We start from the raw sequence: 25,165 nt of genomic DNA on the forward strand, positions 1-25,165 counted from the left end.
ATGGGTACCTTCGTCGAGTGCAGAAATGGCCAGGTCGTCCCTATCCCCTCGGAGCCACGTACGACGGCTCCGGTACGAACTTCGCGTTGTTCTCGGAGGTTGCCGAACAAGTTGACCTGGCACTGATCGGGGACGACGGGTCGGAGCAGCTGGTCCAGCTGACCGAGGTGGACGGGTTCGTGTGGCACGCGTACCTGCCCGCGGTGCAGCCGGGGCAGCGGTACGGCTACCGGGTGCACGGCCCGTACGAGCCGGCCGCCGGGCACCGGTGCAACCCGTCGAAGCTGCTGCTGGACCCGTACGCGAAAGCCGTCGACGGGCAGATCGACGCCGACGAGTCGCTGTTCAGCTACCGGTTCGCCGAGCCGGACGAGCTGAACACGATGGACAACCGGGAGCACACGATGCTGTCGGTCGTCACCAACCCGTTCTTCGACTGGGGCAACGACCGGCCGCCGGGCCACGCGTACCACGAGACCGTGATCTACGAGGCGCACGTCAAGGGCCTGACGAAGACCCATCCGGGGCTGCCCGAGGAGATCCGCGGCACCTACGCCGGGATCGGGCACCCGGCGATCGTCGAGCACCTCAAGGAGCTCGGGGTGACCGCGATCGAGCTGATGCCGGTGCACCAGTTCGCCGATGACGGGCACCTGCAGGAGCGCGGGCTGTCCAACTACTGGGGCTACAACACGATCGGTTTCTTCGCCCCGCACAACGCCTACTCCTCGACCGGCACCCGCGGCCAGCAGGTGACCGAGTTCAAGACCATGGTCCAGGCGCTGCACGAGGCTGACATCGAGGTGATCCTCGACGTCGTCTACAACCACACCGCCGAGGGCAACGAGATGGGCCCGACGCTGTCGTTCAAGGGCATCGACAACGCGGCGTACTACCGGCTGGTCGACCAGGACAAGTCGCACTACTACGACACCACCGGTACCGGCAACAGCCTGCTGATGCGGCACCCGCACGTCCTGCAGCTGATCATGGACTCGCTGCGCTACTGGGTCACCGAGATGCACGTGGACGGCTTCCGCTTCGACCTGGCGGCCACGCTGGCCCGCCAGTTCCACGAGGTGGACCGGCTGTCGGCGTTCTTCGACCTGGTCCAGCAGGACCCGGTGGTCAGCCAGGTGAAGCTGATCGCCGAGCCGTGGGACGTCGGCGACGGCGGCTACCAGGTCGGCAACTTCCCGCCGCTGTGGACGGAGTGGAACGGCAAGTACCGCGACACCGTGCGGGACTTCTGGCGCGGCGAGAAGTACACGCTGGCCGAGTTCGCCTCCCGGCTGACCGGCTCCTCGGACCTGTACCAGGACGACAGCCGGCGGCCGATCGCGAGCATCAACTTCGTCACCGCGCACGACGGGTTCACGCTGCGCGACCTGGTCTCGTACAACGACAAGCACAACGACGCCAACGGCGAGGGCGGCCGCGACGGCGAGAGCCACAACCGGTCCTGGAACTCCGGGGCCGAGGGCGAGACCGAGGACGCGGCGGTGCTCGCGCTGCGGGCCCGGCAGCAGCGCAACTTCCTGACCACGCTGCTGGTCTCCCAGGGCGTGCCGATGGTCGCGCACGGCGACGAGCTCGGCCGCACTCAGGGCGGCAACAACAACGTCTACTGCCAGGACAACGAGATCGCCTGGGTGGACTGGGACCTGTCGGACGCGCAGAAGGACCTGCTGGAGTTCACCCGGTCGCTGGTCCGGCTGCGCACCGAGCACCCGGTGCTGCGCCGGCGCCGGTTCTTCCACGGCGACCAGGGCGTGGACGGGCTGGGCGACCTGGTCTGGTTCACGCCGAAGGGCACCGAGATGCAGGACGCCGACTGGGGTCGCGACGACGCCCGGGCGATCGCGGTGTTCCTCAACGGCGACGCCATCTCCGAGCCGGACCCCCGCGGCGAGCCGGTGGTCGACGACTCGTTCCTGATCCTGATGAACAGCGACCACCAGCCGCTCGACTTCCTGCTCCCGGCCAAGGAGTACGGCGAGTCCTGGACGGTGGTGGTCGACACCAGCAGCGCGACCGGTGGGGCGAGCGACGAGCCACACGAGGCGGGCAGCACGATCAGCATCGAGGCCCGGGGGTCGCTGGTCCTGACTCGACCGCGGCAGGCTGCCGGATGACAGCTGTACCGCTGTCGACGTATCGGTTGCAGATCAATGGCGCTTTCGGGTTCGATGACGCGGCGGAGGTTGTGGAGTATCTGCATGACCTCGGCGTCTCGCACGCCTATCTGTCGCCGATTCTCCAGGCGGCGCCTGGGTCGATGCATGGGTACGACGTGGTCGACCACAGCCGGTTGTCGGAGCCTGCTGGTGGTCGGCCGGCGTTCGACCGGCTGACCGATAAGCTGGCCGACCACCGGATGGGGGCGATCGCTGACGTCGTGCCGAACCACGTGGCGGTGCCGACGCCGGCGCGGCTCAACACCGCGCTCTGGTCGGTGCTGCGGGACGGGCCGGGTTCGCCGTACGCGGAGTGGTTCGACGTCGACTGGGGTTCCGGGAACCAGCCGCTGCTGATGGCGGTGCTCGGGAACCGGATCGGCAAGGTGCTGGCCGACGGTGAGCTGTCGGTCGACAGCAGTGGCGACGAGCCGGTACTGCGCTACTACGAGCACGAGTACCCCCTGCGCCCCGGCACCGAGCACCTGCCGATCGCTGAGCTGGTGACCGAGCAGTGGTACCGCCTGGCGCACTGGCGGGTCGCTGACGAGGAGCTGAACTACCGGCGCTTCTTCGACGTGGACACGCTGGCAGCTGTCCGGGTGGAGACGCAGGAGGTCTTCGAGGCGACGCACGAGCTGCTGTTCGCGCTGCTGCACGAGGGCAAGCTGCACGGCTTCCGCATCGACCACCCGGACGGCCTGGCCGACCCCCGCGGGTACCTGCGCCGCCTGGCCGAGCGGACCGGCGGCGCCTGGGTAGTGGTCGAGAAGATCCTCGAAGGCGACGAGCAGCTGCCTCGCGACTGGCCCTGTGCCGGTACGACGGGCTACGACGCGCTGCTGCGCGTCGGCGGGCTCTTCGTCGACCCGGCGGGCGCCGCGCCGCTGGCGGCGTACCACTCGGACCTGACCGGTCAGCCGGCCGACTTCGCCCCGGTGGTGGAGGAGGCGAAGCGGGAGATCGTCAAGCACGGCCAGTACGCCGAGGTGCACCGGCTGGTCGAGCTGCTGGCCCGCATCTGCCAGGACGACGTCCGCCTGCGTGACCACACCCGCCGTGCGTTCCACGAGGTCGTGGTCGAGCTGCTGGTCAACTTCGACCGCTACCGGGCGTACGTCGTACCGGGAGAGGCGGCGCCAGCCGAGGCGGTGGCGGAGCTGGAGCACGTGGCCGAGCTCGCCCGGCGGAACCTGGACGAGGAGCAGCAGGAGACGCTCGACCTGGTCCGCGACCTGCTGCTCGGCCGCGAGGCCGGGACGGCGAGCCGGATCGACGAGCGGGCGCGGCACGAGCTGATCGTGCGGTTCCAGCAGACCTGTGGCCCGGTGATGGCCAAGGGCGTCGAGGACACCGCGTTCTACCGCTGGTTCCGGCTCAGCTCGCTCAACGAGGTCGGCGGCGACCCGGAGCACTTCGGCGTCTCGCCGGAGGAGTTCCACGCGTACGCTGCCCGCCTGAACGAGCACTGGCCGCGCACGATGACCACCCTCTCGACGCACGACACCAAGCGGTCCGAGGACGTCCGGGCCCGGCTGAGCGTGCTCTCCGAGCAGCCGGCCGCCTGGGTCGAGGCGGTCCGGTCCTGGCGGGTGCAGTCCGAGGACTACCGCGACTCGCTGCTGGACGGCAGCACGGAGTACCTGATCTGGCAGACCCTGCTGGGGACGTGGGACGACGGCCCACTCGCCGAGGACCGGCTGCAGGCTTACCTGCAGAAGGCGATCCGGGAGGGCAAGCGGCACACCAGCTGGACCTCACCGGACAGTGAGTACGAGGAGGCGGTCGCCGCCTTCGCGACGGCGGTCCTGGGCGACTCCGAGCTGCTTGAGTCCGTACGCCGGTTCGCTGACGCGCAGGCGCCGTACGTGCGGGCAGCGACGCTCGGGCAGAAGCTGGTGCAGCTCACCATGCCCGGCGTACCGGACGTGTACCAGGGCAGCGAGCTGGTCGACCTGTCGCTCGTCGACCCGGACAACCGGCGCCCGGTCGACTACCAGGAGCGCATCCAGCGGCTGGCCCGGCTGGACGCTGGTGGCTCTCCTCAAGACCTGGCCGACGAGAAGCTGCTGGTGACGTCCAGGGCGCTCCGGCTACGCCGGCAGAACCCGGGAGCGTTCGCGGGCAGCTACACGCCGCTGCCGACGTCCAACGGGCATGCGGTCGCGTTCGCTCGCGGGAACGAGGTCATCACGCTGGCGACGCGGCTGCCGGTCGCGCTGCACCGGCTCGGCGGCTGGGGCGACTCGGCCGTCGTGCTGCCGTCAGGGGACTGGCAGGACGTGTTGACGGGCCGGTCCGTGGGTAGTGGAGCGGCTCGGATCGACGAGCTGCTGGCTGAGCTTCCGGTGGCGCTGCTCGCGAGGAGCTGAGGAATGCACACCTTCTCTGTCTGGGCGCCTGACGCGTCGGAAGTCGCCCTGGTGCTGAACGAACGCCTGGCGATGGCCAAGTCGGCCGACGGCTGGTGGTCGCTGGAGGTCGCCGACGCCGGGCACGGCACCGACTACGCGTTCTCCGTCGACGGCGGCGACCCGATGCCCGATCCGCGGAGCGCCTGGCAGCCGGACGGCGTCCATGGGCCCAGCAGGGTGTTCGACGCGTCCCGCTTCGGCTGGAGCGACTCGGACTGGCGCGGGCAGGAGGTGCGCGGGGCTGTCTTCTACGAGCTGCACCTGGGCACGTTCACCCCCGAGGGCACGCTGGAAGCAGCTGCCGGGCACCTGGACTACCTGGTCGCGCTCGGCGTACAGGTGGTGTCGCTGCTCCCGGTAGCCGCGTTCCCGGGCAAGCACGGCTGGGGCTACGACGGCGTCGACCTGTACGCCGTGCACGCGCCGTACGGCGGACCGGAGGCGCTGCAGCGCTTCGTCGACCAGTGCCATGCGGTCGGGCTGGCGGTCTGCCTGGACGTCGTCTACAACCACCTCGGGCCGTCCGGGAACTACCTGGGCTCGTTCGGGCCGTACTTCACCGACAAGCACACGACCCCGTGGGGTCCGGCGGTCAACCTGGACGACACCGGCTCGGTGGAGGTCCGCCGCTGGATCTGCGACAACGCCCTGCGCTGGTTCCGCGACTTCCACATCGACGCGCTGAGGCTGGACGCCGTCCACGCGCTGCAGGACGACAGCCCGCAGCACCTGCTCGCCCAGCTCTCCGACGAGACGGCTGCGCTGGCTGCCGAGTTGGGCCGGCCGCTGGGACTGGTGGCCGAGTCGGACCTCAACGACCCGGCCATGGTGACCCCGGTCGCCGACGGCGGGATGGGGATGACCGCGCAGTGGAGCGACGACTACCACCACGCGCTGCACACGCTGCTGACCGGTGAGCGGGCCGGGTACTACGAGGACTTCGCGCAGCCCGGTGTGTTCGAGAAGGTGCTCACCCAGGTGTTCCTGCACGACGGGTCGTACTCCTCGTTCCGCGGCAAGGACTGGGGACGCCCGGTCGACCCGTCGGTGCACCGGGGCTCGGAGTTCCTCGCCTACACCTCCAACCACGACCAGGTCGGCAACCGGGCGCTCGGCGACCGCCCGGCGCTCTCACCCGGCCAGCTGGCGATCGGCGCCGCGCTGGTGATCACCTCGCCGTACACGCCGATGCTGTTCATGGGCGAGGAGTGGGGCGCGTCGACGCCGTGGCGGTTCTTCACCGACCACGAGGAGCCGGAGCTGGCCGACGCGGTCCGCAACGGGCGGCGCAGCGAGTTCGCGGCCTTCGGCTGGGACGCCGACGAGATCCCGGACCCGCAGGACCCGGAGACGTGGCGGTCGTCGGTGCTGGACTGGACCGAGGTGGACCAGTCACCGCACCGGGAGCTGCTGGCCTGGTACCGCGACCTGCTGGCGCTGCGGGCCCGCAACGACGACCTGCGCGACGACCGGCTCGGCTCGGTCGCGGTGACGTCGGGGGAGGGCTGGCTGGTGGTCGCCCGGGGTGCGTTGCGAGTAGTCGCCAACTTGTCCGGCGACGAGCAGGTGGTGCCGGTCGACGGGCGGCCGTCGTACGAGGTGATGGTGTTCGGGACGAGCGAGCCGATCGCTCAGGGGATAAGGCTTTCCGGGCACGCGGTCGCGATCTACGCGGTTTGATCACGACCAACTCAATTTCGTGAATCCCTTGTGTTGCAGGGGTCTGGTGACGGACTGTGGAAAGAGCACCGGGGGGTGACAGGGAGGACCGCAGTGACTGTTGGAGGGACCGACACCTACTACGACTACGACGAGAAGCAGTGGAAGAGCAGGCGGCTGGGCGGCGGACCGATCCGTCGCGGCCCGGTCTGCCCGGCGCCACGCACCGAGCACCAACCGGCCGACCGGCACCCAGCCGGCCGCGACCGCAAGACCAGGGACGACAAGATCCTGACCTGAACCACCCCGGGTGGCCTCACCCACCCACCGAACTGTGCAGGCCGGCGGCGATCGCGACGTCGTCGGCCAGCAGTGCGCGGAGCTCCTCCGTGGTGGGCATCCGGCCGAGCGCGCGCAGGCGCTGCGACTGCGCTTTGCGGATGCTCTCGACCAGCCGCCGGGCCTCGCGGGCGTTGCCGAAGTTCGGCGCGTCGGCGATCTGTTCGTAGTACGCCGTGAGCGGGTCGGCGGCGGCCGCGTCGAGCTGGTAGTCCCCGGCCGCGACCATCCGGTCGGTGATCAGCAGCAGCTCGGGCGCCGAGTAGTTCTCGAACTCGATCGTCTTGGAGAACCGCGACGCCAGGCCCGGGTTGGCGTCCAGGAAGTCGTTCATCTCGGTCGTGTAGCCGGCCACGATGATCGCGATCTCGTCGCGGTGGTCCTCCATCAGCTTGACCAGCGCGTCGATCGCCTCCTGCCCGAAGTCGCCGCCGCTGCCGGCCGAGCGGGACAGCGTGTAGGCCTCGTCGATGAACAGCACGCCGCCGAGCGATTTCTCGAACACGGTCGCGGTCTTCTCCGCGGTGTGCCCGATGTACTGGCCGACCAGGTCCCGCCGCGACACCTCGGTGAACTCGCCGTTCGGCAGCACGCCGAGCGCCTTCAGCAGCTTGCCGTACAGCCGCGCGACGGTGGTCTTCCCGGTGCCGGGCGCCCCGGCGAAGATCAGGTGGTGGCTGACCGCGCCGACCGACAGCCCGGCCGCGCGCCGCCACTCGTTGACCTGGATCTCGTCGACCAGCGCGTGCACCTCGGCCTTCACGCCGGGCAGCCCGACCATCTCGTCCAGGTCGCCGAGCAGCTGCTCCAGCGGCCCGTCGGTGTCGGCCGGCCGCGCGGACGCCTTCTCGATCACCTCGACCGTGGCGCCGTCGGGAATCAGGATCCCGGCGAGTGCGGTGTTCTCGGTCCGGCAGCCCTCGACAGTCCCGCCGGAGCCCGGGCTGAACGCGATCCCGGCGCCGCGGGTGTCCTCGACGGTGACCCGGCGGATGGTCGCCGTACTGCCGTGCGCGACACCGATCCCGTCGGTGCCGGTCCGCGCGACCGTGGTGTCGGTCAGCTCGGGGCGGCTGTACTGGTACACGTAGATCCCGCGCCCGCCGCAGCCGCTCACCGTGCAGCCGCGGATCAGCGGATCGGAGCCCAAGGCAACGACCATCCCGTCGCCGGTGACGTCGGAGACGGTGCTGTCCAGGATCCGGCCTCTCGCGCCCTCGACCACGATGCCGGTCTCGGCGCCGGTGATCGTGCAGCGGTCGACGGTGAACGCCGTACTGGCGTGCACGCTGATCGCCGGACGGCTGCGGCTGCGCACCTCGCACTGCTCGACGGTGAGCACGGTCCGCTCGACCGACACGGCCAGGTTGTCGCCGGCCCGGATGTCGAGCCCGCGCAGCGTCAGCTCGCCGTCGACCGCGCGCAGCGTCGGCCAGTCGGCACCGGCACCGTCCAGTACGACGGCGCCGCCGGCCTCGGCCTGCAGGGTGACGACGCGGCCGCTCAGCTCCAGCGTCTCCGCGTACGTCCCGGCAGCGACCGCGACCGTGGCTCCGTCGGGCGCCTCGAGCAGGGCGGAGCCGATGGTCGGGTACGCGCCGGGACGGTCCGCGGCGACGGTCAGGACCCGCATCAGCTGGCCCGGTCCAGCAGCCAGCCGCGGTCGGCGGCCTTCACGCCCGCCTGGAACCGGCTGCGCGCACCGAGCCGGCCCATGATCTGCGCGACCATCCGGCGCACGGTCCGCACCGAGATGCCGAGCTGGGCGGCCGCCACCTCGTCGGTGACGCCGAGCGCGAGCAGCCGGAGCATCTCCCGGTTCCGCTCGTCCAGGTCGGCGTCACCCGGCAGGTCGCTGTCGGTCAGCGGCACCGCACTGGGCCAGACCAGCTCGAACAGCCCGGTCGTGCTGGCGACCGCGCTGCTCAGCCGCAGTACGGCGACGCTGCCGTTGGAGGTGTCCGCCGGCAGTACGACGGCCCGCCCGTCGACCACCAGCCCGTTCAGCGGGACGTGCGGCACGGTCCGGACGGCCACACCGGCGACCGACAGCGCCGCGAGGTGCCGGCACAGCGTCGGCGCGGTCCGGGCGGTGTCGGGGTAGATGGCCCGGTAGCGCACGCCGGGGCGGACGTCGCGCGGCCCGAAGGCCGGACCGGCCGGCGAGAGGTCGCTCATCGCGATCACCTCGTCGCGGGCGCTGGCGAGCAGCGCGGAGATGCCGTCCTGGGCCGGGACGTGGTGGAAGCCGTTGGGCGGGTTCAGCACGGTGACAGTCATGAGAGAGGGACCCCCAGAGGTAGCGTGGCGGCAAGACCGGTGCTGTGCCGCCCGTCGAGACGTTCCGGCTCGACTCCGAAGGAGCGGGCCAGCGAGGTGAGTACGGTGATCGCCGAGTCGAGCGTGGCCGGGTGCGAAGCGGCCACCCGCAGGACGGCGTCGTGCTGGGCGGGTTCGGGACCGTCGGGCGGAGCCGTGACGGTGAGGGCGAGCGTCTGGGCCGCGCCGGTCGCCGTACCGAGCAGGGTGTCGACCAGGGACTGGGCGAGCGGCTGCGGCAGTGCGGCGTACCCGGTGAGGCGGACGCAGACCTGGAGGACCGGTCCGGCGGCCCAGGTGGACCAGCGTTCGCGGACCTGGCCGCGACCGGCGTTGGCGTGCGCCAGCGCTCCGATCGAGGCCAGCACGTCCGACTCGTCCAGTGGCAGGTGCTCGACCTGCTCTCGGTCGAATCGGCGGACCAGGCGGCGAACGGTGTTGGTGAGGACCTGGTTGATCTGCTCGTCCGTGGCGATCTCCGGCGTACGCCGGGCAGCCACGGCGATCCAGGCCCGCAGCGGCTGGTTCTGCTTGATGCCGGTGTGCAGCACGAGCTGCATCGACACTGCAGCGGGCTGCTCGTCGACCGACTCGGTCAGGGACGCCAGCCGCGGCAGCAGCTCGTGCTGCGCGTCAGCGCCGACCCGGATCGTCAGCAGGACGCCACCGGGATGACTGAGTACGCCGTACGGCTGGTCGCGGATCGTCAGCGTGCTCACCGTGGTCCGGCCCAGGAACACGCTCGTGAGGTTGAGCGCGGTCTCGCCGGTCAGGTCGACCCGGCGGCGCCGGGCCAGGAAGGAGAGCAGCACCCCGACCCAGCGGTAGAGCCAGAGGCCGCGGATGCGGACAGCGGTCAGCAGGACCAGCGTGAGCGCGGCCGCGCCGGTGAGGATCAGCGTCAGCCGTGAGCCCGCGGTAGCGGCACCGAGAGCCAGCAGCGCGATCTGCCAGCAGACGACCTGCCCGACGCGGATCGTGCGCTCGGGGATCTCCACCTTGCTGACCACAGGTGTCGGCGCCGGCGGCTGATCAACCAGGTACGAGCGCGCAGCCGCTGGTGCCGTCAGCGCAGTGGGTACGGCGACCGGCCGCGGCGCGGAGCGCTGGGGCGCGGCAGCGGCTATCGGCGTACCGACTGAGGTTGCTCGGGGAGTGGTCGCTGCGGTCGGTGCGTAGGCGACCTGCTGCTCGGGAGCTGCAGCTGCCGCGGCCGGGGGCCTCATGCGACCCTCACGTCTTCGGGGGAGCCAGAGGTGAGCAGCAGCCGGTGCGCGTGGTCGCGGACGACCGGGTGCATGCTGAACCGCCCCGGCGCGGGCTCCGAGAGCAGGTGATGGTCGATCAGCTCGTCGATCAGCGGCTCGACCTCCTGCTGGTCTACGCCGAGGAGCCGCTCTGCCCGGCGTACGTCGAACTGAGGCGTCAGGCCGAGGAGGCGGTACAGCCTGCGGACCGGCTCGGGCAGCGAGCGGTAGGTGGTGTCGAAGCGGTCGTGGAGGTCGCGCAGGACGCTGTGCCGGGTCGCCTGCTGGTCGATCCGGTCGGCCAGACGAGCGGCGGTCCACGGCGGGCGGCCGGCGAGGAGCTCGGTGAAGCGGCGGAGAGCTTCGGGGTGACCGGCGGCCCAGCGCAGCGCCTGCTCGCAGTCGGAGATCCGGGCGGCGTCGCCGGCGGGCAGGGGCTCCAGGGTGATGGCCAGATCGCGGTCGAGCCCGGTCAGCCGGTGGCGGCTGGTCACGAGGACGACGGTGCCTGGGGTGTTCGGCATCAGGGTGCGGACCTGCGCGGCGTTCTCGACATCCTCGAGCACGACCGGGAGGCCCTGGATCAAGGCGGCAGCCTCCAGAACGAAGGCGGTCTTGCCGATCCCGGCCATCCCGTCGACCGTCACCACACTCACCCGGTCCGGAGAGCCGATCGCGCGAACGGCCGCCAGCTCCAGCTCGCGCCCGACGAACCCGGGGATCCGGGGCGGAAGACCAGAGGGAGTGGGCGTCGGAGTGAGGACCTGCTGGTGCACTCTGCTGAGCTCTGCGCCCGGCTCGATGCCCAGGTCGCGGACCAGCACCGTGCGAGCCCGCTGGTACGCCGCCAGCGCCTCGTGCCGGCGGCCGGTGTCGTGCAGCGCCGTCATCAGCCGCGTCCACGCCAGCTCCCGCAGCGGGTCCTCGTCGGTGAGGGCCCTCAGCAACGAGATCGCCTCGGCGGAGCGGCCCAGCGAGAGCAGCGCCTCGGCCAGGTCCTCGCGCAGCGAGCGGTGCAGCTCGGTGAGGCGGTCGACGGCGGAGGTGGCGTCGCCGGTCAGTCCGTCGTACGGGCAGCCGCGCCAGAGGCCCAGGGCTTGTTCGAGCAGCACAACAGCCTTGGCAGGGGGAGCAGTGCGCGCCTGGTCCGACAGGTCGGCGGCAACGTCCGCGTCCAGCTCACCGGCCAGCACCCGCACCCGGTACGCACCGGGCCGGCTCTCGATGCGCTCGTCGGGGAGGGCGCGGCGCAGCTGCCACACGTAGGTCTTCAGGTTGCGCTGCGCGGACGCCGGAGCGTCCAGCCCGGCCCACACGGCGTCGATCAGCTGGTCGGTGCTGACCCAGGCGTTGCGGTGCAGCAGGAGCAGCGTGAGCATCGTCGCCGGCTTGCCGCCGGTGACGTCCAGCGGGGCTCCGTCCGGGCCGTCGACCTCGAGCGGGCCCAGCACCCGGAAGGCGATCCGGGCCGGTGTGTGCGCTGAGTGACCGTTCATGACACATACGATCCGGGTGGACGATGACATTTCGATGACACGGACGGACAGGCGTGCGCGTACTGGTGGTAGAGGACAACGAGGACCTGCAGGTGGCGGTCCCGGCGGCGCTGCGGTCGGCCGCGCTGGCGGTCGACCTGGCGGTGAGCATCGCGGCCGCCGACGAGGCGCTGTTCGTGAACGCCTACGACTGCGTCGTGTTCGACCGGCTGCTGCCGGACGGCGACTCGATCCGCTATGTTCGCCACCGCCGGGAACAGGGCTGGGCGGTCCCGGTGCTGTTCCTGACCGGCCTGGACACCCTGGCCGACCGGGTGGACGGTTTCGAGTACGGCGGTGACGACTACCTGGTCAAACCGTTCGCCGTGGCCGAGCTGACCGCGCGCGTGCTCAGCCTGTGCCGCCGGGCCGGGACCGGCCGGACACCCGTACTGCGCTACCAGGACGTCGAGATGGACACCGGCCGGCGAGAGGTCAGGCGGGGCGGTGTGCTGCTCGGCCTGACCGCCAAGGAGTTCGCCGTGCTCGAGTACCTGATCACCCGGACGGACCGGACGGTGTCCCGCTCGGAGCTGATCGAGCACTGCTGGGACTCCGCCGCCGACCCGATGTCGAACGTCGTCGACGCCACCATCCGGCGGCTGCGCACCAAGCTGCGCACCCCGGACCTGATCGAGGCGGTCCGCGGCCAGGGCTACCGGCTGGTCCGGGCGGACGGCGCCTGATGCGCGGTCCCGCGGCCGAGCGCCTGCGCCGCCTGCGCTGGTGGCTGACGGTCCTGTTCACGGTGATGAACACGATCGGCCTGATCGTGCTGGCGCCGCTCATCCTGCGGCTGGACTCCAACAGCACCGAAGCCGACATCCGCAACCAGCTGGACGTCGTCACCGGCCCGGTGCTGCGGCTGGTCAGCGAGAGCGGCGGCATCGACTTCACCGCGGTCAACCGGGACCCGCTGAACGCCACCTGCCCGCAGTTCGTCATCGTCCCCGGCGGCGCCGCGCCGTTCGACCGGCACACCAGCCTGAAGGACTGCACGCCGATGGACCCCACGGTCCTCGACCAGCTGGCCACCCGGGCGGTCAGCGACGGTGTGGTCCTCAGCGACGACCGCAAGGCGCTCGGCGGCCAGCAGGTCCGCGTCGCCGTCCAGCCCTTCCGCGACTCCAGCGGCCAGTACGCCGGTGCGGTGGTCGCCTGGACCGACATCGACGACGAGCTGGGCGACCACCGGCAGCTGGTGGTCACCGTGCTGCTGGTCTGCGCGTTCCTGATCCTCGCGGCGGCCCTGCTCGGGTACTGGGTCTCCGGCCGGGCCATCCGGCCGGCCATGGCAGCCCTGCAGGAGCAGGAGAACCTGCTGGCCGAGACAGCCCACGACCTCCGTACGCCGGTCGCTGCGCTCCGCGCGCTCGCCGAGACCGCCATGCAGGACCCGCACCAGCGTGGCGAGTTGCTGCCGCGGACCGTCCGGCTGGCGGGCCGGATGGGCGACATCATCGACGGCCTGCTGGTCCGCGCCCGGCTGGCGGCCGGTGTCGAGCAGCTGAGCATGCAGCTGGTCTGGCTCGACCAGCTGGTCGGCGTAGTGGTCGAGGACACCCCGTCCGACTCGGCCCGGATCTCGCTGGTCACCGCGCCGACGATGGTGCGCGCCGACCCGGCGCTGCTGCAACGGGCCATCGGCAACCTTCTCGACAACGCGCTGCGGCACGGCCGCGCGCCCGGCGCCGACCTGGCGATCGTGACGGTGACAGTGGCCGACGGGCGGATCACCGTGGCCGACCAGGGCCCGGGGATCGACCCGGCGATCGGCGACGACCTGTTCGAGCGGTTCGCGGCGGGCAGCGGTTCGGCCGGGGCCGGGATCGGGCTCTCGGTGGTCCGCTGGGTCGCGCTCGCGCACGGTGGCGACCTGAAGGTGCACAACGGCGACGAGGGCGGCGCGATCTTCGAGTTCCGGCTGCCGGTCGCCGAACGCTGACCTTTCGGCCTGGATCGAATCTGGACACCGGCTGTACCGGTGATGACCTAGTCTCGTCGCTGTGAGGTCTGTCACCGAGATGTTGCGGACGGTCACGGGAGGTGCCCGCCCCGGGCCCCGGCCGCCGTCCGCCCGCGAGAACCGGCGGTCCCGCGCCGCGCTGGCCGCGGTGGTGGCGGGCTGCGTCGCGGTGACCGGGGTGGCGGTCGCGGGTGCCGGCAACGCCTCGCCGGGGATGAAGTTCGCGCAGCCCGGCCGCTACATCTACAACTCCACGCTCGGCAAGATCTTCCACATCAACGGCAGCACCAAGAGCGTCGACCAGGAGATCCCGCTGCCGGGCGCCGGTCCCGGCACGCAGGTGGTCGAGACCGACCAGAACGGTTACGTCCTGTCCCGCGGCCGGACGTTCCAGTTCGGCAAGTCGAGCCTGGACGTCGCGGACCCGCTGCCCGCGCCGCTCGACGAGCTCCCGGTCGTACTGGAAGCCGGGGGTGCGGCCTTCGCGGTCTACCGCGACAGCGGCCAGATCGTCCGCTTCGGCGAGAAGGTGGCGTCGGCCAAGGTCGGTGCACCGCTCGGTCCGCCGGTGGTCACCGCGGACGGCACGGTCTGGGTGCACCGCCCGGGCAGCGGCCAGCTCTGCCTGCTCCCGCTGGACGCCGACCGGCTCGCCTGCCCGGCCGAGCTGCCCAGCGGTCACACCGGCTCGCTGGCAGTCGTCGGAGCGAACCAGGTCGTCTTCGTGGACACCACTGCTCGCGAGATGTACGCCGTGGATGACGGCGGCCTCGGCCGCAAGGTGCTGCTGCCGATCGACGACCTGCCGCGCGACGCGATCGTCGCGCCGAACGACGTCACCGGCCGGCTCGCCATCGTCGACCCGCACCAGAGCGTGCTGCACCTGGTCGACGCGGCCGGGCTGACCAGCGGCAAGACCGACGGACCGCCGGTCCGCAAGCAGCTCCGCAAAGGCAAGTACGAGCGGATCGTCTCGTCCGGCAACAGCCTCGCGCTGATCGACGAGAGCACCGACACCCTGGTCACGCTGGACCGCAACGGCGAGGAGCGGACCTCCCGCAAGATCCCGGAGCCGTCGAAGGAGTCCAAGGTCGGCCCTTCGGACAAGACCGGTCTGTACCGCGGAGGCGACTCCCGCCTGTACGTCGCCAGCCGCTCCGGCGAGCAGGTGATGGTCGTCGAGGACACCGGCGACGTGGTCGCCGTCGACACCAACGCGGCCCGCCCGGACCAGCGTAAGACGCCGGACGCGGTCAAGCCGACCGCCAAGCCCAGTACGCCGGACCGCCCGGTCCAGCCGCCGCCTACGGCCAAGCCGCCGCAGCCACCGGCCACCGGAGACCCGAAGCCCCCGGAGCGTCCGACGGCCAAGCCCAGCGACCGACCTACGAACAGACCGACCGGCAGACCCACGGAGGACAGGCCGACCGGCAGGCCGACCGAGGACAAGCCGACCGACCCGCCCAGCACCGACCGCCCGGTCCAGCCGACCGAGAAGCCCGACAAGCCCACGCCGCCTCCGGCGAAACCGACCGTGCAGGCCGGCCGCCCCGGCGCCCCGCGCAGCGTCTCCGGCAAGCCCGGCAACGCCTCAGTGCTGGTCACCTGGGACGCGGCCGCCGCCAACGGCGCGGCGGTCACGGCGTACACGCTGAGCTGGAACGGCGGCAGTGTGCGGCTCGGTCCGGCGGCGCGCAGCCGCAACGTCACCGGCCTGACCAACGGCACCGGCTACACGTTCACCGTCCGCGCGACCAACCGTGTCGGCACCGGACCAGGCAGCAGCACGTCCCGCGTGGTGCCGACCGGAGGAGTCCCGGACGCTCCCGGCAACTTCCAGGTCACCCCGTCGGGCAACAGCCTGAGGCTGAGCTGGACCCGGCCGAACCTGAAGGGCACCACCCTGCAGGGCTACGACTTCGCGGCCAACCCGACGCAGGGCGAGGGCACCGCGAAGGCCGACTCGACGACTGCCACCAGCGCGACGCTGCCTGGACTGACCAGTGGGGCGACGTACCGGGTGACCGTGCGCGCGACCACAACCGATGCCCAGGGCAACTTCGTGCTCGGCAAGCAGGCGGTCCGCACGATCGTGGTCGGTGGCGGCGGCAGCACGACGACGCCGAAGCTGGTCGCCTCCCGCGGTGCCGCCACCACCCACGGCGGCGGTGAGCAGGCCTGCGAGGCGCCCGGCTGCGCCTACATCCTGGTGGTCGGCACCGGGCTGAAACCCAACACGGCGTACAACTTCACGCCGTACACGACGAAGTGGCAGCCCTCGAACCCCGGCGCCACGCTGACCACCAACGACGAGGGCAGCATCACCATCGACGACCGGTTCGCGACCGACGCGCCCGGCCAGCAGGTCTGGGTCGTGGCCACCGCGCCCGGCGAGACCGACCTCATGTCCAACAAATTCGTCTGGAGTAGCTGATGAGTGCGACGATCCCGCCCGGTGAGGCCTACCGGCTGGTCGCGGACAACCTGCAACGGGTGATCCACGGCAAACCCGAGGTCGTTCGGCTCGCGCTGACCGCGCTGTTCGCCGAGGGGCACCTGCTGATCGAGGACGTGCCCGGGCTGGGTAAGACCACGCTGGCCCGCTGCATCGCGCGCAGCATCGACGCGAGCTGGAACCGGATCCAGTTCACTCCCGACCTGTTGCCCGGCGACATCACCGGCGTGATGGTCTACCACCAGGGCAGCGAGAAGTTCGAGTTCCACCCCGGCGGCATCTTCGCCAACGTGGTGGTCGCCGACGAGATCAACCGCGGGACGCCGAAGACGCAGTCCGCGCTGCTCGAGGTGATGGCCGAGCGGCGGGTCACCGTCGACTCGGTCACCCGCGCGGTGCCGGACCCGTTCCTGGTGATCGGCACCCAGAACCCGATCGAGATGGAGGGCACCTACCGGCTGCCCGAGGCGCAGCTGGACCGGTTCCTGATGCGGATCGAGATCGGCTACCCCGACCACGACGCCGAGGTCCGGATCGTGCTCGGCGACACCGGCCGGATCGGCCCGGACTCGCTCAGCCCGGTGATCGACGTGCCCGCGCTGCGGAACGCGATCGCGGCCGTCCGCTCGGTGCACGTCGACCCGGCGATCAGCTCGTACGCCGTGAAGCTGGTCGCCGCCACCCGTGAGCACACCGCGGTCCGGTACGGCGCCAGCCCGCGGGGGAGCATCGCCCTGGTCCGCGCGGCGCGCGCCTACGCGGCCACCGACGGGCGGGCGTTCACCACCCCGGACGACGTGAAGCAGGTGGCGCAGCCGGTGCTGGCGCACCGCCTGGTGCTCACGCCGGACGCGGAGCTCAGCCAGCGGCCGCCGTCGTCCGTGGTCGACGAGGTGCTGGCGGCGACGCCGGCCCCGACCGCGAGCGTCGGCGCCGCCTGAGCAGTCATCACAACGGGGAGTCAGCATGCGGAAGGTCCGGCCCGAGGTACGCGCGCGGATGGCGCTCGCGGGTGTCGTCGCGGGGTGCATGGTGGTCACCACCCTCGCCGTCACCGGCGCGGGCGCGGACCTGAGCGGGATGCGGTTCACCCAGTCGGGCCACCTGGTCTACAACAGCACGCTCGGCAAGGTGTTCAAGATCGACGGCGGGACCAAGAGTGTCGAGGCCGAGGTGCCGATCCCCGGCGTCGGTCCGGGCGCGCAGGTGGTCGAGACGGACCAGAACGGCTACGTGCTGGCCGACGGGTCGGTGATCGGCTTCGGCAAGTCCGACCTGCGGGTGGCGGACCCGATCCCGGCGCCGGCGTCGGAGCGGCCGGTGACGCTGACGGCTGCTGGTTCGGCGTACGCGGTGTACCGGCAGGCCGGGCAGGTGCAGCGGTTCGGCGAGAACCCCATGGTGGTCTCCACCGAGGGGCCGGTCGGCCAACCGGTTGTGACGCCGGAGGGGACCGTGTGGCTTCACCGCACGAGCACAGGTCAGCTTTGCCAGCTGCCGGTGACCAGTGCCCGGATCGCTTGTACGGCGAGGATTCCGGCCGGGCACAACGGGTCGCTGACGCTCGTGGGTGAGCAGGCGGTGTTCGTCGACACCACCGCGCGGCAGATGCAGACGGTGGGCAACGACGGGCTCGGCCGGGCGGTCTCGCTGGCGACCCTCGAGCTGGGACAGCGCTCGATCGTCGCGGCGAACGACGTCGACGGCCGGATCGCGATCGTCACCGGCAACACGCTGCAGCTGGTCGACACAACCGAGCTGACCAGCGGCAAGCCCGCTGCCGAGCCGGTGGTGAAGCAGCTCAAGCCTGGCCGCTACGACCAGATCGCCTCTTCCGGCGAGACGGTGGCCCTGGTGGACTCGACCGACCAGAGCCTGGTCACGCTGGACAGCCGCGGCGAGCAGGAGCGGCGGCGGCCGATCCCGGCGCCGTCCAAGCTGGCCAAGGTGAAGCCGGGCGAGCGGCCCGGCCTGACGCGTGGCGACGACTCCCGCGTGTACGTCGACAGCCTGGCCGGCGAGCACGTCCTGGTTGTCGACGGCAACGGTGACGTCACCGAGGTGGAGACCGCAGGACCGATCAAGCGCAAGGGTGAGCAGCCCAAGCCGACACCGGACAAGCCGACGCTCGCGCCCGTGCAGCCGAGGACTACGGACAGGCCGGTCGCGCCACCTCCGGTCCAGCCGAGCACCCAGCGCCCGGAGCTCCCTCCGGTCACCCGGCGGCCGGTCCAGCCGCGCGCTACCGAGCGGCCTGAACCACCGGAGACCAGCAAGCCGCCGGAGCGCCCGGTGCCGCCGCCGAAGCCCACGGTCCAGGCCAGCCGCCCAGGTGCTCCCCGCAACGTCGCTGGGACCGCCGGCGACGGTTCGGCGACGGTCACGTGGTCTGCTGCCGCGGCCAACGGCGCACCGATCTCGGCGTACGTCGTGACGTGGACCGGCGGCACCCGGACGCTCGCGGGCTCCGCGCGGCGCGTGGTGATCTCAGGGCTGGCCAATGGTCGCTCCTACACGTTCACCGTCCGCGCACGGAACCGCGTTGGTACCGGGCCGGGTGTGTCCACCGCAGGTGTCACCCTTGGCGGCCCCGCCGACGCACCGGTCGGTCTCGCGTGGACAGGCTCGGACGGTGCAGTCACGCTGTCCTGGCGTCGCCCCAACCTCAACGGTGGTTCGCTGGTCCGCTACGGCGTGACGCTCGACGGCGATCCGGAGAACACCACCCGGACCAGCTACCGCTGGACCGGCCTGGACAACGGCAAGCGCTACACGTTCCAGGTCCGCGCGGTCACCAACGTGCCCGGCCGAGGTCTGCTGGTCGGCGCGCCGGCCACCGTCACCGCGACCGCCGGTGGAGAGGGAACGATCACGATCAGCCAGGGTCCGGCGTTCACCGAGGACACCGAGGGCGTGTGCCGTCCCGAGCACTGCTACTACATCCACATCGTGGCCCGCGGTCTGCAGCCCAACGCGACGTACAACTTCCAGGGCCACACCACCAACTACGGTGACCTGCACGACGGCGGGGACCCGCTGACCGCGGACGCCAACGGGTCGATCACGGTGAACAAGTTCTACAACGACGACACCGGTGGCGAGGTCTGGGTCGACGCGACCGGACCGGGTGGCCAGATCACCTCCAACAAACTGATCTGGAGGGCATGATGCGGCTCACCGGGCGAGGCATCGCCGTGCTCGTCGGCGCGCTGCTGGCCTACGCCCTCGGCGAGCTGGCCGGCTACCCCTTCTTCCGCGCCCTCGGCGGGATCGGCCTCGGAGCGTTGCTGGCAGCAACCATTCTGACGGTACGCCGCCCGCAGGTCTCCGTGCACCGCGACCTCTCGCCCGACCGCGTCGAGCGCGGCCGCCCGGCGCTGGCCACGCTCCGCGTGCGGAACACCGGGAACCGCTGGCAGCCCTCCTTCGCGGCGCACGACTCGGCCGGGCCGGAGCGCCGTCAGGTGCCGATCCGGCGGCTCGGGCCGGACAGCGAGGCGACGTACCGGTACGAGCTGCCGACCTCGCGGCGTGGCCGGATCCAGGTCGGGCCGCTCACCCTGGAGCGCACCGACCCGCTCGGTCTCGCCCGCAACCGCGTCGCCACCGGCGAGACCGCCGTGCTCTGGGTGCACCCGAAGCGGCACCCGACCCGGACTGTGGTCGCCGGGCGGCCGCGGCACCACCACATCGGCCGCACGGCCGACGACTCGCTGCGCGGCTCCGCGGACCTGCGCGACGTCCGCCCGTACGTGGTCGGCGACGAGGTCCGGCACCTGCACTGGAAGGCCAGCGCGCGGACCGGTCAGCTGATGGTCCGCGACTACGTCGACCCGGACCAGCCCCGGCTGACCGTGCTGCTCGACACCCGCACCGATCCCTTGCCTGAGGCAACGTTCGAGGAAGCGGTCGAGGTCGCGGCGTCGATCCTGTTCGCCGCCTCGATGGCCGGCCACCGCTGCCGGCTGCTGACATCAGCAGGCACCGACCTGGCCGCACCTGGTGGAGCCCTGGCATCGCGGCAGTTCCTGGACGAGCTGTGCGTGGTTCAGCAGAGCGACGAGCGTGAGGGCCTGCTGCCGCGCGCGCTGACGACCGGAGCGTCCAGTGGTGGAGCGATCGTCGTCGTGACCGGGGCCCACGGTACGGCGAGCGACCTGGCGCCGCTGCTGGTCCGCTACGGCTCGGTGACCGTGCTGGGCCTCGGCCCGGCGCACGGTGTCGCCCCGATCCTCGGTGCCCGGGTCATCCTCGCTGCCGACGCCGGTGAGGCGCTGACGCAGTGGAGCGGGGTGATCGGGTGAGCACGCGGCGCAGGACAGCCGCAGTGCTTGCAGCCGTTGCTGTCGGAGGCCTGTGCTTCGGCCCGGTCTTCGGGCTGCGGTCGCTCCTCCTGCCGGTTCTCCTTGTCTGCTTGGTCATTTACGCCGTCACCGAGCTCTGCCGCTACAGGCCGACGCTCCTCACCTGGCGCCCGCTCCTGGTCGTCGCTGCCGGTCTGCTCGCGACCATCGAGACAGTCCTCCGCGGTACGACGCTCGCCGGCCTCCCCACACTGGAGACGGTCCGCGCCCTCGGCCGCGGGCTCACCGCCTGGCAGCTGACGCTGGAGTCGACCTGGCCGGCGCGGCCGGACCCGGACCTCGTGGTGTTCGTCCCGCTGCTGGTCCTGCTCGCAGCACTGCTCGCAGTCGAGCTGCTGGACCGTACGCCGCCGCTGGTCGGCGTGCTGCCCGGTCTGGCAGTCACGGGCATCGCGCAGGCCTACATCGCGCTGAACGGACTCAACGCCGTACTGGTTGCGCTGGCGTACGGGCTCGTTCTCGCCGCGCTGCTGGTGCCGGACGCGACTGGCAAGAGCAGGCGCTCGGTGACGCCCGTGGTGGTGGTCACGGTCGTGGCAGTGGTCGGCGCACTGGCTGTCGGCGCCGCAGACCTGCTCGACCGTACGCCGTACACGCTGCAGCAGGCGCAAAGCGTTGCTGCACCGGCGACCCGGCAGGCGAGCCCGCTGGACGAGCTGGCCGGGCGCCTCGACCGGCGGCACAGGGACACCGTCGTCTTTCGCTACCAGGCGCCCAGCCCGGTCGGGCGGTGGCGACAGGTCGCGCTGGACGACTTCGACGGTGCCAACTGGACCACTGACCACCCGATCCTCCGGCTGGGCTCCGAGCTGACCCCTGGTCCCGAGGTGCGGGTACCGGTCGAGCCGCAGCGCGCTGAGGTCGAGGTGAAGGAGCTGCGCGGGCCCTGGCTGCCCGGACAGCTGCTGCCGTCCTCGGTGCACGGCGCGATCGAGCCGCAGATCGAGCCGATCGGCGGCACGCTGCTGACCGGTGAGGTTCCGGACCGGTACGAGCTGACCTGGTCGAAGCCGAAGGTGGACGCCAAGCTCCTGCTGGCCGCGGGGATTGACGCCGACGCGCCCGGCGGGCTGGGCGACCTCGGCGCCGTCCCGAACGAGGTGGCCGCGCTGGCCTCCGACGCGCTGGCCGGCCGGCGAGCGACGTTCGCCACCGCGCTCGCGCTCGAGAACTACATGCGCAAGCGCTACAAGCTCGCGTCGACCGACCCGCTGCCGACCGGGCACAGCTGGCCGCAGCTGCGCCGGTTCCTGCTCGACGACGAGCCGGGGACCAGCGAGCAGTTCGCCGCCGGGTACGTCGCGCTGGCGCGGGCGAACGGCATCCCGGCCCGGCTGGTGGTCGGCTTCCGCGCTCCCACGACGGCCGACGCCGACGGCTGGTACACGGTGCGCAACGGCGACGCGCTGGCCTGGCCCGAGGTGGCGGTGGACGGCGTCGGCTGGTGGCCACTGGACCCGTCCGGCCAGGCCGCGGCCGGCAAGTCCGTCGTACCGGGCAGCGACGCGGACGTGACCGACCAGGCGCGGCGGGAGGTGCCGCCGGTGAACGAGATCCAGGACCCGGAGGTCGCGCCGCCCACGGAGAAGGCCGACAACGGCGGCGGCTGGGAACGGCCCGACGTACCGGTGCTCGGGATCTTCATCGCCTCGGCCGCGCTGCTGCTGCTCTGGCTGCTCGGCGTACCGCTGCTGAAGACGCTGCGTGCAGTACGGCGTAAGCGGCGCCCTGGCAATGCTGCGGTGGTGGGAGCGTGGGCGGAGGCCCGCGACCGGCTGCGGGCGCACGGCGTGGCGGTGACGACGGGCATGACCGTGCGGGACCTCGCAGTGGCTGCGGAGGACGTCACCGACGAGCGAGCAGCCGCTGGACTGGTGGCCGTGGCGAACAGCGTCGACCAGGCGTTGTGGTCGGGCGGTCAGGTCGGGCCGGAGGTGACCAGCAGCGCGTGGGCCGGCGTACGGGAGGTACGGCGCGGGCTGCGTTCCCGGCCGCTGGCCGATCGGCTGCAGGCGGCGCTGGAGCTGCGGAGCCTGTGGAAGCTCAGCGGCGGCGACAGGTCGCGCCGCGCAGTGGCTGCGGATCGCTGATGTAGATCGCCGTACCGTCCGTGCCCTGGACCTCGAAGCAGTAGAGCAGGCCAGGGCTGACCCGCACGGTCATCGACGTACCAGTGCCGCGATAGGTGGTCTGCGCGTCCTTGCCGCCCTGCTCTGCCATGTTCAGCGCGTAGGTGAGCGGCTTGGAGCTGGTCCACTCCAGCTGGACCGAGGTGCCGTTGTCCTTGGGCGGCTTGAGCTCCAGCCGCACCGCTGGTGTCACCGATGGAGTCGTCGGGGCCACTGTCGTCGGCTGCGTCGCCACCGGCGGTGCACTGTCCGGCTCGTCCTTCGGCAGCAGCATGACCACCAGTACGGCGGCCAGCGACGCCACCACCCCAGCGCCGATCAGCAGTCCCTTGGAAGGCCGCCAGCCCTTGTCCCGTTGGGGTTTCGGCGGCCGGGCCAGCGCGACAGCCGCGACCTGCGGCGCGTCCGCGACGCGCGCGGACGCCAGCTCGTCCCGGAAGTCGTCGAAGTCCAGGTCGTCCGCGCCCGGCTCCTCCGGGCTGCGCAGCAGCGCCTCGAACTCGCTCACTGCCTCCGCAGCACTCGGCCGGTCGTCCGGCTCCTTCGCCATCATCCGGCTCAGCAGCGCGGTCAGCCCAGCCGGTACGTCCCGCCCTGACACCGCGGGGACCGGCTCACGCAGCACCCGCAGTACGACGTCGTCCGGCGACTCACCAGGTCGCGCCGGGAAGGGGGAGTGCCCGGCCAGCGCGAGGTAGAGCGTCGCACCGAGCCCGTAGACGTCAGCCTGCTCGGACAGCTCACCGTCGCGCAGCACCTCGGGCGCCGTGTACGCCGCGTCGCCCATCAGGTCACGCGGGAACCGCAGCCGCAGCGCCAGACCGAAGTCAGCCAGCGCCGGCTGCCCACTGGCCCGCTCCAGCACGTTGCTGGGCGTCACACCGCCGTGGACCAGCCCGATGTCGTGCGCCTCGGCCAGCACCGACGAGAGGATCTGCCCGAGCACCACCACGTCGCCGATCGGCAGCGGCCCACCAGCGACCAGCTCCCGCAATCCCTGCGGGCAGAACTCCATCCGCAGCCCGGTGCGCCCGTCCGGCAGTTCGTCGAGTCCCTGCACCAGCACGATCGACGCCGACGACCGCAGCCCGGCCAGCTTCGCCTGCTCGACCTCGACACCGTTGTAGGTCCGCCGATCCAGTGGCTGCGGGTAGACCTTCAGCACCATCGTCCGCCCACCGGCGACGGCCGGCGCGAGCAGGAACACACTGGCCACCGGACCTGTCGCCCGCGGTACCAGTGCCTCCAGCGGGATCTCGGCCATCGCTGTCATCCTCGCACCAACTTCAGCTCACCGCAGCGACATCCAGGTAGGCGCAGCCGTTCGCCAGCAGGAACCGCAGGTCACCCAGTACGTCGCTCGGCTCGACAGCGGCCGCTTGGCAGAAGTCCCAGAGTGTCGGCGCGATCGATCCCCACTGCCACAGCTCGTAGCTGCTGGCGTCCAGCACAGCAGCAGTGCCCAGCCCTGGCAGCCCGACGGCGTACTCGTCCAGCTGCTCCGGGCTGTTGCCCAGACCGACGAACAGCACTCCCAGCAGATGTCCCCGCGCGAACTGCTCGACGTCGTCAGTACTCGCGACCAGTCCCAGCGCGGCCAGCTGCTGCAGATGCCCTGCCGCACCAGGGATTCCGGCCTGCTCTGCCTGGCCCAGTACGTCCGCGTCGGTCCACTTCTCCTTGCCGGTCTCGCGCAACCCATGGGCGAGCACCCAGGTGGCGAAGGCGTCCTCCTCCACCCGGTGCTGCTGCCAGCCGGCCCGGATCGTGTGCAGCAGCCCGTCGTCCGACGCGCGGAGCCCGGTGTAGTGGCCAACTGGGAAGACCATCACGCCACACCCCTCCGGTCGAGGTACGCCGCCCGCACGCAGAGGAGTCCGTGCACCGACCGCAGCATCCCGGTCAGCACCTCGCGCGGCTCGGTCTCGTCCGGAGCCGTCACACCGACCCGGCGAGCCACCTCGGCCGCGTCCTGGCAGGCGATCCACAGATGCGGGGTCAGCTGGGCCCACGCCCACACGTCGTACACGGCACTGGAGACCTGGACGATCGGCTGGCCGAACAGGCCGATGGTCTGCAGGGAGCCCTCCTCCTGGTCAGGCCCGAGTCCCATCAGCAGCGGGACCAGCTGGTGCCGTTGCGCGAACTCGACAGCCGGTCCGGCCTCGGGGTCCACCTCGGCGAGCAGGCCGACCGCCAGCAGCTGATCGGTGATCGCGGTGACGTCGGCAGCGCTCACCTCCAGCCGCTCGGCAGCGGCAGCGACCGACGAGCGGGTCGGCCGGTCGTCGTCACCGGTGCCGTGGGCAAGCAGCCACACGACGTACTCGGGGTCGGTCAGCTCGACCAGGTTCCGGCCCGCACGGACCTGCTGGCGCCGGTCGCCTCCGGCGGTGTGCAGCACACCTACGTCGTGCCCGACAGGCAGCAGCAGCGGCTCCACGGGCGGCCTCCTTCGGCATCGGCTGGTTCGACCGACCGTAGCCAGCGGAGCCTGTCGCGCGCGGGGAGTGGCCGCAAGAGGTCAGGGGAGCCCGTCGGTACCGCGGGACGCCGACAGT

At 71.6% G+C, this 25,165-nt stretch carries 18 protein-coding genes; 11 read left to right on the forward strand and 7 right to left on the reverse strand.

Annotated elements, in window-relative coordinates; translation table 11 throughout:
* Positions 1-17 precede the first annotated feature (17 nt).
* The 4 genes from glgX (at position 18) to ACZ6Z4_RS01975 (ending at position 6,550) form a co-directional block, all read left to right on the forward strand.
* A complete protein-coding gene (gene glgX / locus ACZ6Z4_RS01960; protein WP_465557145.1) occupies positions 18-2,135 on the forward strand; it encodes a glycogen debranching protein GlgX in 2,118 nt (705 codons plus the stop codon).
* Positions 2,132-4,549 (forward strand): malto-oligosyltrehalose synthase, encoded by a 2,418-nt coding sequence (treY, locus tag ACZ6Z4_RS01965; protein WP_465557147.1) that lies wholly within the window; start codon positions 2,132-2,134, stop codon positions 4,547-4,549. The genes glgX and treY overlap by 4 nt, the downstream gene beginning before the upstream one ends.
* A 3-nt stretch (positions 4,550-4,552) precedes the next feature.
* Entirely contained in the window at positions 4,553-6,271 is a 1,719-nt protein-coding gene (treZ, locus tag ACZ6Z4_RS01970; protein ID WP_465557149.1) for a malto-oligosyltrehalose trehalohydrolase, read from the forward strand.
* A 93-nt stretch (positions 6,272-6,364) separates the two neighbouring features.
* A complete protein-coding gene (locus ACZ6Z4_RS01975; RefSeq protein ID WP_465557151.1) occupies positions 6,365-6,550 on the forward strand; it encodes a hypothetical protein in 186 nt (61 codons plus the stop codon).
* Positions 6,551-6,566: 16 nt separating this feature from the next.
* On the opposite strand, the gene ACZ6Z4_RS01980 is transcribed toward ACZ6Z4_RS01975, so the two are convergent.
* Genes ACZ6Z4_RS01980 through ACZ6Z4_RS01995 form a run of 4 tightly spaced genes read right to left on the reverse strand, consistent with a single transcriptional unit; the run spans position 6,567 to position 11,651 of the window.
* Entirely contained in the window at positions 6,567-8,222 is a 1,656-nt protein-coding gene (locus tag ACZ6Z4_RS01980; RefSeq protein WP_465557153.1) for a right-handed parallel beta-helix repeat-containing protein, read from the reverse strand.
* A complete protein-coding gene (locus tag ACZ6Z4_RS01985) occupies positions 8,222-8,869 on the reverse strand; it encodes a helix-turn-helix transcriptional regulator (protein WP_465557155.1) in 648 nt (215 codons plus the stop codon). The genes ACZ6Z4_RS01980 and ACZ6Z4_RS01985 overlap by 1 nt, the downstream gene beginning before the upstream one ends.
* Positions 8,866-10,134 carry a hypothetical protein gene (locus tag ACZ6Z4_RS01990; protein ID WP_465557157.1) on the reverse strand — a complete coding sequence of 423 codons (1,269 nt, stop codon included), beginning with the start codon at positions 10,132-10,134 and terminating at the stop codon, positions 8,866-8,868. The genes ACZ6Z4_RS01985 and ACZ6Z4_RS01990 overlap by 4 nt, the downstream gene beginning before the upstream one ends.
* Complete coding sequence (locus tag ACZ6Z4_RS01995; protein ID WP_465557159.1) at positions 10,131-11,651, reverse strand: AfsR/SARP family transcriptional regulator; 1,521 nt, start codon at positions 11,649-11,651, stop codon at positions 10,131-10,133. The genes ACZ6Z4_RS01990 and ACZ6Z4_RS01995 overlap by 4 nt, the downstream gene beginning before the upstream one ends.
* Positions 11,652-11,704: 53 nt before the next feature.
* Between ACZ6Z4_RS01995 and ACZ6Z4_RS02000 the strand changes: the two genes are divergently transcribed.
* From ACZ6Z4_RS02000 to ACZ6Z4_RS02030, 7 genes are all read left to right on the forward strand, one after another.
* Positions 11,705-12,376: a response regulator transcription factor gene (locus ACZ6Z4_RS02000; RefSeq protein ID WP_465557161.1), complete on the forward strand. Its 672-nt coding sequence runs from the start codon at positions 11,705-11,707 to the stop codon at positions 12,374-12,376.
* Positions 12,376-13,635 carry a sensor histidine kinase gene (locus ACZ6Z4_RS02005; RefSeq protein ID WP_465557163.1) on the forward strand — a complete coding sequence of 420 codons (1,260 nt, stop codon included), beginning with the start codon at positions 12,376-12,378 and terminating at the stop codon, positions 13,633-13,635. The genes ACZ6Z4_RS02000 and ACZ6Z4_RS02005 overlap by 1 nt, the downstream gene beginning before the upstream one ends.
* A gap of 61 nt (positions 13,636-13,696) precedes the next feature.
* Complete coding sequence (locus ACZ6Z4_RS02010) at positions 13,697-16,090, forward strand: fibronectin type III domain-containing protein (protein WP_465557165.1); 2,394 nt, start codon at positions 13,697-13,699, stop codon at positions 16,088-16,090.
* A complete protein-coding gene (locus tag ACZ6Z4_RS02015; protein ID WP_465557167.1) occupies positions 16,090-17,052 on the forward strand; it encodes an AAA family ATPase in 963 nt (320 codons plus the stop codon). Before ACZ6Z4_RS02010 ends, ACZ6Z4_RS02015 begins: the two co-directional genes overlap by 1 nt.
* A 25-nt stretch (positions 17,053-17,077) precedes the next feature.
* Positions 17,078-19,279: a fibronectin type III domain-containing protein gene (locus ACZ6Z4_RS02020; protein ID WP_465557169.1), complete on the forward strand. Its 2,202-nt coding sequence runs from the start codon at positions 17,078-17,080 to the stop codon at positions 19,277-19,279.
* Positions 19,279-20,415 (forward strand): DUF58 domain-containing protein, encoded by a 1,137-nt coding sequence (locus ACZ6Z4_RS02025; protein WP_465557171.1) that lies wholly within the window; start codon positions 19,279-19,281, stop codon positions 20,413-20,415. The genes ACZ6Z4_RS02020 and ACZ6Z4_RS02025 overlap by 1 nt, the downstream gene beginning before the upstream one ends.
* Positions 20,416-20,438: 23 nt before the next feature.
* Positions 20,439-22,565: a transglutaminase TgpA family protein gene (locus ACZ6Z4_RS02030; RefSeq protein ID WP_465560573.1), complete on the forward strand. Its 2,127-nt coding sequence runs from the start codon at positions 20,439-20,441 to the stop codon at positions 22,563-22,565.
* Here ACZ6Z4_RS02030 and ACZ6Z4_RS02035 read toward each other — a convergent pair.
* From ACZ6Z4_RS02035 to ACZ6Z4_RS02045, 3 genes are read right to left on the reverse strand one after another with little or no spacing between them, the layout of a single operon-like run.
* Positions 22,519-23,868, reverse strand: a complete 1,350-nt coding sequence (locus tag ACZ6Z4_RS02035) for a serine/threonine protein kinase (protein WP_465557173.1) — start codon at positions 23,866-23,868, stop codon at positions 22,519-22,521. The genes ACZ6Z4_RS02030 and ACZ6Z4_RS02035 overlap by 47 nt on opposite strands.
* A 22-nt stretch (positions 23,869-23,890) precedes the next feature.
* Entirely contained in the window at positions 23,891-24,433 is a 543-nt protein-coding gene (locus tag ACZ6Z4_RS02040; protein ID WP_465557175.1) for a hypothetical protein, read from the reverse strand.
* On the reverse strand, positions 24,433-25,047 hold the full coding sequence (locus ACZ6Z4_RS02045; RefSeq protein WP_465557177.1) for a hypothetical protein: 615 nt from the start codon (positions 25,045-25,047) through the stop codon (positions 24,433-24,435). Before ACZ6Z4_RS02045 ends, ACZ6Z4_RS02040 begins: the two co-directional genes overlap by 1 nt.
* Positions 25,048-25,165 lie beyond the last annotated feature (118 nt).

The organism is Kribbella sp. NPDC104740, assembly GCF_055583505.1.

Bases quoted from the DNA above. Each gene is read 5' to 3' on its own strand.
- treY (WP_465557147.1), top strand. From the start codon at position 2,132: ATGACAGCTGTACCGCTGTCGACGTATCGGTTGCAGATCAATGGCGCT.
- treZ (WP_465557149.1), top strand. From the start codon at position 4,553: ATGCACACCTTCTCTGTCTGGGCGCCTGACGCGTCGGAAGTCGCCCTG.
- ACZ6Z4_RS01980 (WP_465557153.1), bottom strand. From the start codon at position 8,222: ATGCGGGTCCTGACCGTCGCCGCGGACCGTCCCGGCGCGTACCCGACC.
- ACZ6Z4_RS01985 (WP_465557155.1), bottom strand. From the start codon at position 8,869: ATGACTGTCACCGTGCTGAACCCGCCCAACGGCTTCCACCACGTCCCG.
- ACZ6Z4_RS01990 (WP_465557157.1), bottom strand. From the start codon at position 10,134: ATGAGGCCCCCGGCCGCGGCAGCTGCAGCTCCCGAGCAGCAGGTCGCC.
- ACZ6Z4_RS01995 (WP_465557159.1), bottom strand. From the start codon at position 11,651: ATGAACGGTCACTCAGCGCACACACCGGCCCGGATCGCCTTCCGGGTG.
- ACZ6Z4_RS02005 (WP_465557163.1), top strand. From the start codon at position 12,376: ATGCGCGGTCCCGCGGCCGAGCGCCTGCGCCGCCTGCGCTGGTGGCTG.
- ACZ6Z4_RS02015 (WP_465557167.1), top strand. From the start codon at position 16,090: ATGAGTGCGACGATCCCGCCCGGTGAGGCCTACCGGCTGGTCGCGGAC.
- ACZ6Z4_RS02020 (WP_465557169.1), top strand. From the start codon at position 17,078: ATGCGGAAGGTCCGGCCCGAGGTACGCGCGCGGATGGCGCTCGCGGGT.
- ACZ6Z4_RS02025 (WP_465557171.1), top strand. From the start codon at position 19,279: ATGCGGCTCACCGGGCGAGGCATCGCCGTGCTCGTCGGCGCGCTGCTG.
- ACZ6Z4_RS02035 (WP_465557173.1), bottom strand. From the start codon at position 23,868: ATGGCCGAGATCCCGCTGGAGGCACTGGTACCGCGGGCGACAGGTCCG.
- ACZ6Z4_RS02040 (WP_465557175.1), bottom strand. From the start codon at position 24,433: ATGGTCTTCCCAGTTGGCCACTACACCGGGCTCCGCGCGTCGGACGAC.